Source organism: Collinsella sp. AF25-2LB, from assembly GCF_003458415.1.
Lineage (GTDB): Bacteria > Actinomycetota > Coriobacteriia > Coriobacteriales > Coriobacteriaceae > Collinsella.
In genome coordinates this window covers 25,542-33,940 of sequence record NZ_QRUF01000021.1, presented here as the reverse complement: position 1 = coordinate 33,940, position 8,399 = coordinate 25,542, and the positions used below count along the sequence as shown (strand labels likewise).

8 protein-coding genes are annotated in these 8,399 nt (G+C 59.3%); 1 reads left to right on the top strand and 7 read right to left on the bottom strand.

What is annotated here, in order from left to right; translation table 11 throughout:
• Positions 1-117 precede the first annotated feature (117 nt).
• The 4 genes from DWY51_RS08695 to DWY51_RS08680 form a co-directional block, all read right to left on the bottom strand.
• A complete protein-coding gene (locus tag DWY51_RS08695) occupies positions 118-1,518 on the bottom strand; it encodes a phosphoglucomutase/phosphomannomutase family protein (RefSeq protein ID WP_117770559.1) in 1,401 nt (466 codons plus the stop codon).
• A 260-nt stretch (positions 1,519-1,778) separates the two neighbouring features.
• Positions 1,779-2,249 (bottom strand): IS200/IS605 family transposase, encoded by a 471-nt coding sequence (tnpA, locus tag DWY51_RS08690; protein ID WP_117770558.1) that lies wholly within the window; start codon positions 2,247-2,249, stop codon positions 1,779-1,781.
• Between the two features lie 192 nt (positions 2,250-2,441).
• Positions 2,442-3,335, bottom strand: a complete 894-nt coding sequence (locus tag DWY51_RS08685; RefSeq protein WP_055252635.1) for a homocysteine S-methyltransferase family protein — start codon at positions 3,333-3,335, stop codon at positions 2,442-2,444.
• Between the two features lie 10 nt (positions 3,336-3,345).
• Positions 3,346-3,768, bottom strand: a complete 423-nt coding sequence (locus DWY51_RS08680) for a metal-dependent transcriptional regulator (protein ID WP_040359600.1) — start codon at positions 3,766-3,768, stop codon at positions 3,346-3,348.
• Positions 3,769-3,888: 120 nt separating this feature from the next.
• On the opposite strand from DWY51_RS08680, the gene pepT reads away from it, so the two are divergent.
• Complete coding sequence (gene pepT / locus DWY51_RS08675; RefSeq protein WP_117770557.1) at positions 3,889-5,136, top strand: peptidase T; 1,248 nt, start codon at positions 3,889-3,891, stop codon at positions 5,134-5,136.
• A gap of 251 nt (positions 5,137-5,387) precedes the next feature.
• Here the strand turns inward: pepT and DWY51_RS08670 are convergent, their stop codons facing one another.
• From DWY51_RS08670 to atpC, 3 genes are all read right to left on the bottom strand, one after another.
• Positions 5,388-6,620, bottom strand: coding sequence for an LCP family protein (locus tag DWY51_RS08670; RefSeq protein ID WP_117770556.1), 1,233 nt, complete (start codon positions 6,618-6,620; stop codon positions 5,388-5,390).
• A 12-nt stretch (positions 6,621-6,632) separates the two neighbouring features.
• On the bottom strand, positions 6,633-7,916 hold the full coding sequence (murA, locus tag DWY51_RS08665; protein WP_117770555.1) for a UDP-N-acetylglucosamine 1-carboxyvinyltransferase: 1,284 nt from the start codon (positions 7,914-7,916) through the stop codon (positions 6,633-6,635).
• Positions 7,917-8,004: 88 nt separating this feature from the next.
• Positions 8,005-8,397, bottom strand: a complete 393-nt coding sequence (gene atpC, locus DWY51_RS08660) for an ATP synthase F1 subunit epsilon (RefSeq protein ID WP_006235718.1) — start codon at positions 8,395-8,397, stop codon at positions 8,005-8,007.
• Positions 8,398-8,399: the final 2 nt, after the last annotated feature.

The following is an 8,399-nucleotide window of genomic DNA, read 5'->3' as shown; positions in this document are numbered from 1 at the left end:
CCCCGTGGGCGGGAATCTGGGCGTACACATTTCCTACACATCTTGGAATCCGACTAACGTTTGCCAGCCGTTACCTACCGCTCGCCGAGCATCTCTTTATATAAGGCAGTCTCATGGTTAAAGCGGATACGTCCCCCTAGCTAAAGCACAGCCAGCATCGAGCAACTCATCACGTTCTTCCACCGAGAACCCCTCGGCGTAGACGCGCACCACTGGTTCGGTCCCGCTAGGACGGACCAGCAGCCACGTGTCATCCTCGAATGCCAAACGCAAGCCATCCATATGACTAACGTTTTGCGGCACCTTGCCACAAATCGACTTGGGGTTTACGCCCGGCAGCAGGGTTCGTAACGTTTCGGCATCTTCGGCCTCAAGGCGCAAATCCCGTCGACCGTAACTCGTCTTACCAAAACTGTCCTCGAGTTGGTCGACCAGAACGCCCAAAGGCGCGTCCGTCTTTGCCATAAGCTCACACAGAATTAGACAGGCGAGGATTCCATCGCGCTCGGGCATATGCGCGGCGATGCCGATACCACCGGCTTCTTCGCCGCCTATGAGGACGCCGCCCTTCTTCATCTCTGCCGCTATATATTTGAAACCGACCGGTTTGACGGTCACGCGGCAGCCAAGCGCCTCGGCAATGCGACGCACGAGCGTCGAGCATGAAAGATTGACGACGACGCGCCCCTCCAAATTACGAAATTGAACCAAGTCGCCCAAAACGAGCGCCATGATCTGATGCGGATGTATATATCTGCCGCGCTCGTCAACCGCACCGATACGGTCGGCGTCGCCGTCGGTCACCAGACCAGCGCAAGCTCCGTCATCGATAACCGTGCGCTCGCAAGCGTCCACCCAAGGCTCAACGGGGTCGGGGCAGATATCTTCTTGGTCAGACGCCTGCCCGGCGTGAATCTCGTGCACCTCAACGCCAAGCTCGCGTAGCAAGTCGGCCAGATAGCCCTGGGCTGCGCCGCCCATCGGATCGACAACCACGCGCAGGTGCGCGGCGCGGATGGCTTCGGCATCGACAAACGATGCCACCGCCTGCATATAGTCAGGAATGATATCCGCGGTGCGATATTGCCCCTCGATCCCCATTGGCTCGGGAGCCATGGTCTCTTCGAGCTCTTCGATGACATCCTGGTTGGCGGTCGAGCCGTCACCCATGCGAATCTTGAGGCACAGATAACCCTGCGGATGATGGGACCCCGTCACCATGAGCGCGCCGCACGCCTCACCGTCATAAGCCGCCGCCCACGTAAGGGCAGGGGTCGGGACAGGTCGCGAAGCGAGCACGGCGTCTAGCCCGTGCGCTGCTAGCACGCCCGCCGCAAGCTCAGCAAACTCGCTCGCCAGGGGCCGGGTGTCGAACCCTATATATACCGTTTTGCCCGGATTGGTCTTTTGCCACAACTCGCCGACGGCATCGGCGATACGGGCAACGTTATCGGCAGTGAAGTCCTCATCGACGCGAGCGCGCCAACCGTCAGTTCCAAAATGAATTATCGCGCACACGCGCAGACACCTCACAGTGTTTGGATCATGGTACGCGTGAGGTATACCCGCAACACGCACTCGGCAACCTGCCGGCACCAGCATTCACCATTTGGGCAAATGCTGCCGAGGACATGCAAGCAATCAAAACCACCCCTAAAAGGGGTGGTTTGCTCTTAGGGTATAACCCTTGGGTTTCCGGCACGCGTCTAAAGGCGCCGGCCCTCACGGGGTTCGGGCCGCACTGCAGGTTGACCCGTGACGGGCCGGTCAAACCGGCGCTATTTGCGCCCCGGCCCCCTATCGAAGGGGTCCTCGTGCTCCTTGACGCTCAGCCGGTCGAGCGCGATGTCGGCCTTCTCCTGCTCCCGGATGTACTTCGCGATCGTCGCCTCGTTCAGGCCGACGGTGGAAACGTAGTAGCCCTCGGCCCAGAACTTCCTGTTGCCGAACTTGTACTTCATTTTCGCGTGCCTGTCGAATACCATCAGCGAGCTCTTCCCCTTCAGGTAGCCCATCACGCTGGACACGCTGTACTTCGGCGGTATCGCCAGCAGCATGTGGACTTGGTCGGGCATCAGGTGCCCCTCGATGATCTCTATCCCCTTGTACTGGCAGAGCTTCCTGAAGATCTCCCCAAGGTCGGACCTTATTTGGTTGTAGATGACTTTGCGCCTATACTTCGGCGTGAACACGACGTGGTACTTGCACATCCACTTCGTGTGCGACAGGCTGTAGGCCTTCTGGGCCATACGCCACCACCGCCCTCTCGACTCGGATTCCTTGCGGCATGAACAATCGCAAGTGTCCGGCGAGGGGGCGGCTTTGTAAAGCCGGTTGCCCCCACCCGCATAGCGGGTGGTTTCTGATGCGGCGCGCTGCGCGCCCCGCACAGGCTAAAGCCTTTAATAAAAAAACCGCCCCGTATGGAGCGGCTTTGCCCTTTATATATCGAGCGCCTCGGCCATCGCTGCCGTAGTGATTGCCGTGGTTCCACAGCAACTGCCCACCATTGCGGCACCGGCATGTCTCCATTCGATGCATGCGCGGGCGAAAGCTTCGGGGTTCTCGTGCCATACGGGGCCATCCTGAGTCTGGACCGGATCGCCCACGTTGGGACGCACCGTGACAGGAGTAGTCGCCGATGCAACCATCCTAGGCACCGCCGCGTTCGCGGCCGCAAGCGAACAGCAATTAACACCAACCGAGTTTGCGCCGTGTTTTTCGGCGTACAAAACGGCTGCCTCGATGTTGAGGCCATCGCCCAACAGGTCGCCTTTGTCATCAACGACAAAACTCACCAGGACAGGCATGCCGTCAGCGGCATCTCGAGCGCCGGCAAGCATGGGCTGCAAATTACGGATAGACGTCACCGTCTCGATCAGCAGACCATCAACACCAGCATTGAGCAAGGCGTGCGCCTGTTCGCGCGCAATGCCTCGGATCTCACGAAACTCGGCAGAGTCCTCGGCAAACCACTCAATACCGATCGGACCCATCGAGCCCAGCAGCAGCTGAGGGTGCGCCTGGCGGGCATCGTCGACGGCCCCGCGATTGACCTCCGCCACGGACGGCGCAATCTGGTCGTGCTTGAGGGCATAGCTTGATGCCTGAAAGGTATTGGTAATGAGCACCTGCGCACCGGCGGCGACATACAAGCGATGGATACGAGAAACGGTCTGCGGCTCCGCCAGATTCCAAAACGCCGGTGGAATATCGGCGGCGTCGTACTCACTCAACAGAACACTGCCCATGGGGCCCTGCGCCAACAAGGTCTCGCTCGACAAGCGGCGCGTAAGTTCCTCGGCACCAAAGCGGTTGTAATAACTCGTATCCATATATATCCCGCTATTCCTCGACGCTGATTCCCTGCTTTTCGAGATAGGCGAGCCAGCGGCTCATCGTGTCCTCGGATAGCGCATGCTCCATCATGCAGGCCTCGGAATCGGCTCGCTCAAATTCGACACCGAGCTCCTGAACCAAAAACGTGCGGATGAGGCGATGACGGTACCAGATAGCCGTGCCAACCTCGCGGCCGCGATCGGTCAGGATTACCTTGCCATAGTGCGATTGCTCGACAAGCTCGGATGCCTTGAGCGCCGAAACCGCTTTATTGACCGATGCCTTGGAGACGCCAAGGCGCTGCGCGATGTCGACCGATCGCACGCCGTTGGTTTCCCCCTCTTCGCTTTCAATGCGAACCATGCACTCCAAGTAGTCTTCGTTCGCCACCGTCAGATGTAGTTCGCGCGAGCTATTTGTCGTATCCATGATCTTCCGTCCCTTCTGCATTCAATGGCTGATTCTACCCCATCCAAGCGTCGCGGTATGCCGTGGCATACCGTGCTAGAGTTCTTGTTGCACACGACGACCAAGATTGGAGCGGTCTTTATGGAAAACACCACCACGAACCCCGATGTCCTCGAGCGCTTTTTGCGCTACGTCCAGATCAACACGCAGTCCGAGGATGCAAACTGCGACCAGGTACCCTCGAGCGCCGTTCAGTTTGACCTTGCCAACGTGCTGGCTGAAGAGCTGCGCGAGCTTGGTGCGGAAGATGCCCACGTGACCGAGCACGCCTATGTCTGCGCGCATATCCCCGCAAGTGTGGGCGCTGAGGACAAGCCCGCCCTGGGCCTGATCGCCCATCTCGACACCACCGAAGTTGCACCGGGCGCCGGCGTGAAGCCGCACATCGTGCACTACGAAGGCGGCGACCTGGTCTGCGGCACGGTTGACGGTAAGCCCGTTGCCATGAGTACCGCCAAGCTTCCCGCCCTGAACGACCTCGCGGGTGAGGACCTGGTCTGCAGCGATGGCACCACGCTGCTGGGCGCGGATGACAAGGCAGGCGTCGCCGAGATCATGTCGCTTGTCGCGCGTATCGCTCAGGACCCTTCTCTGCCCCATCCCGCACTCGGCATTTGCTTCTGCCCTGACGAGGAGATCGGCCACGGAGCCGAGCTGTTGGATATCGATACCTTTGGCTGCAAGTACGCCTACACGGTCGACGGTGGCCCCATCGGCGAGCTGGAGTGGGAGTGCTTTAACGCTGCCGAGGCGACCGTCCGCTTTGAGGGCCAGTCCATCCACCCGGGCGACGCCAAAGGCCGTATGGTCAACGCAGGCAATCTGTTCTGCGACTTCAACGCGTTGCTCCCCTACGTACAGCGCCCGGAGTATACGGAAGGCTACGAGGGCTTTTATCACCTTGAAGGTGTATCTGCAACCGTCGATCACGCCACAGCGCGCTATATCGTCCGCGACCATGACGCCGCCAAGTTCCAGCAGAAACTCGACCTTATTGATGCCGCCGCCTCGATGCTCAACCAGCGTCTGGGTGAGGAGCGCGTGACGGTCGAGATTAAGCAGCAGTATCGAAATATGGCCGAGATCGTTCGTGACTATCCCGAGCTTATTGATGTTGCCAAGGAAGCCTACCTTGCCTGCGGCGTTGAGCCCCAAGTGCTGCCGATTCGCGGCGGCACCGACGGCGCGCAGCTGTCGTTCCGCGGTCTGCCCTGCCCCAACCTTTCCACCGGCGGCTATTGCTACCACGGCGTCAACGAGTTCGTCCCGGCCAGTTCGCTCGTCAAGATGACCGACGTCCTGCAGGAGCTCGTAGCCCGTTTCGCATAAGCCTGGCTGCATAAGCCCAAAAGACGAATCGCCCCGTCCTCTACAGAGAACGGGGCGGTTTTTGATACAAGGGGAGTAGTCAACATCGCAGGTTGAGCCAACGTCAGCGAGCGACGTCCAAGGCGAACAAGTTGGCATGAAAAAGGCAGGGCATTGACCTTCTGGTCATGCCCTGCCTTTTGAATGACAAATTGTCGCCTTGGGCGGCGCGCAGCGTCGAGTCGTTACGGCGTTTGGTAAAACGCCGTAACTTAGTAGTTGGCCTCGTAACCGTTGCCGTCGCCGGTGGGCTGTTCGTAGTAGTCCGAATCGCTCGAATCGCTTGAGCCATCGGAATCGTCAGAGCTGACCGATGAGGTTGCGGTGCCGTTTGCGTAGTCGTCAGACGTGTTGTTGCTGAGGTCGCCGATCGTAGAGCTGGAGCCGTCGGAAAGACCCATGGTGTTGGGACCCTTGGGATCCTTGCCGGCATCGACGCGCTCCATCATTTCCTTGAGCTCGTCCTCGTAGACAAAGACGTAGCTCACACCGTCAATCATGGTGCTGTCGTCGGCGTACGAAGGCAGGTTGGCCGAGTAGATACCGTCGACATCCATACCGCGCATGGCGTTGACCGTAGAGACGATATCCTGAACGCTCATATCGGTCACGAGCATATCGGACAGCGAATTAACCAGGCCAAAGATCTTCGTGGCATCGAAGTTATTGAGAATCTGGTTGGCAAGGGCGCCAAGCACCTGACGCTGGTGGCGCATGCGCGTGTAATCGCCGTCGGCATAGGTGTAGCGGCAGCGGGCATAGGTAAGGGCGGTGGCACCGTCCATATGCTGCTGGCCAGCGGTAATCTTAATATCCAGGTGCTCGGGGTCGTCAACATCATCGGTTGCGTTAATGTCGATACCGCCAACCGAATCAATCAGCGCCTGCATGCCGTCAAAGCTGACCTCGGCATAGTGAGAAATCTGAACGCCGCACAGCTCGTTGACCGCCTGGACCATGGCTTCGGCACCGCCATACGTATGGCAGGCGTTAATCTTCATGGTCGAGCCGTTATAGACAACCTTGGTATCGCGCGGAATGGAGATAAGCGTTGCCTGTTTTTGCGTAGGATCGATGCGGGCCAAGATAATTGAGTCGGCGCGATACGTGTCCTCGCCCGGACGACCGTCGGTGCCAAGAAGCAGCACGTAGAACGGATCTTTTGCCTCGTCGGTATCGACCAGAACCCGGCGCAGATTGTCGGTAATGACATTGGAGTCGCCGAGTTTGCCCATGATGGTGGCAAACCACAGGCCCGCAGCGGTCGTGGCGCTCAGCAGCACGCCGAGCACGGCGATAAGCGCTACGCGACGAACCGTACGTCCGCGACGGCGCTGGCGGGCGCGCTCGGAATAGCGAGCAACGTTGTCGCGGCTGTAGATCTTAGCCTGCGCGCCAGTCGAAGGTCTTCGGGTGTTATCCGCAAGGGGCTTTTTGTTAAACATAGGCAACCTGCATTAGTAGATGGCGGGATCGGAAACGGTGGCATGCTCGACATGCGCGCCAAGCGCCTGCAGCTTTTCGACAAACTGCTCGTAGCCACGTTTGATGTGATGGATGGCCGAGACCTCGGTAATACCGTCGGCGATAAGACCGGCAACCACAAGCGCCGCGCCGCCACGCAGGTCGGGTGAGGTGACCTGTGCGCCCGAGAAGCCCTTGACGCCGTGAATCATGGCGTGATGGCTCTCGATACGAATATCGGCACCCATACGCACGAGTTCGGAGGCAAACATGAAGCGGTTCTCGAAGATGTTCTCGGTAATTACGGAGCTTCCGTCGGCAAGGGCCGAAAGCACCATGATCTGTGCCTGCATGTCGGTCGGGAAACCCGGGAACGGAAGCGTCTGGATATCGACCGGCTTGATGCGCTCGACTCGATTGACGTGGACACCGTTCTCGATACGCTCGCACTCGATGCCCATAAGTTCCATCTTTTTGAGCACCATGCCCAGATGGATGGGGCAGAAGCCCGTAACATCGACGCCACGTTCATCGGCCATCAGGGCGCCGGCGACGATAAAGGTGCCGGCCTCGATACGGTCGCCCACCACGCAATGGGTAACGGGATGGAGCTCTTCCACGCCTTCGATAGTCACGACGGGCGTACCGGCGCCTACAATCTTGGCGCCCATCTCGTTGAGCATGTTGGCGAGATCGACAATCTCGGGCTCGCGGGCGGCATTGTCGATAACCGTGGTGCCCTGTGCGCGCACAGAGGCCATGATGAGGTTCTCGGTCGCACCGACGCTGGCGAACTCGAGCGTGACGGTGGTACCGCGCAGACCTTGGGGCGCATTAGCGTTGATGTAACCGTGGGCGGTATCGAACTCAACGCCCAGGGCCTCGAGACCCAGAATGTGCATATCGATCTTGCGAGCACCCAGGTTGCAGCCGCCCGGCATGGCAATCTTGGCGCGATGGAAGCGGCCCAGCAGGGGTCCCATGACGGCGGTGGAAGCACGCATCTTGGCAACGAGCTCGTAGGGGGCCTCCCATGAATCGACCTGAGAGGTATCAATCTCGAGCGTGTGCTCGTCGAGAACATCGATCGTAGCGCCCATGCCCTTGAGCACCTTGCCCATCACGTGAACATCGGAAATATCGGGCACGTTCTGCAGCGTCGTCTTGCCCGGCGCCAGAAGCGTTGCCGCCATGAGTTTGAGCGCGGAGTTCTTGGCACCCGAGACGGGCACGGAGCCTCCGATGGCGTGGCCACCCTCAACGCGGATAATATCCAAGGTCTACCCTTTCAAAAAGCATGCCCGGGGTGGCTGGGCCATCCCGGGCATGATGTGTTCGCAAATGGTCGAACGCTAAATCGTTTGACTATTGGGCAAGCTTGAGCTTACACCATGCGATTTCATTATAGAGGTAGGCGCGGCGTGCATCATCCTCCGACAAATTACCCAGCTTCTCTTCAAAACCTTGAATATCAGCTTTAAGCTTGTCGGCATCGACGGTCGCCAAATCGCAAGCGCGCTCGGCGAGAACGGTCACGACATCGTCCGCAACCTGGGCATAGCCGCCGGCCACGGCAAACGTGTGGTCGACAGTGCCCATGGCCTTATCGGAAACGCGAACGTAACCGCGGTCGATCGTGCAGATCTCGCTGGAGTGAGCAGGCAGAACACCAAACTCGCCATCCGTGGACGGAATCGACACAAACGCAGCGTCGCCCTCATAGGCGCAGCTCACGGGGCACACGATGCGGATACGCATAA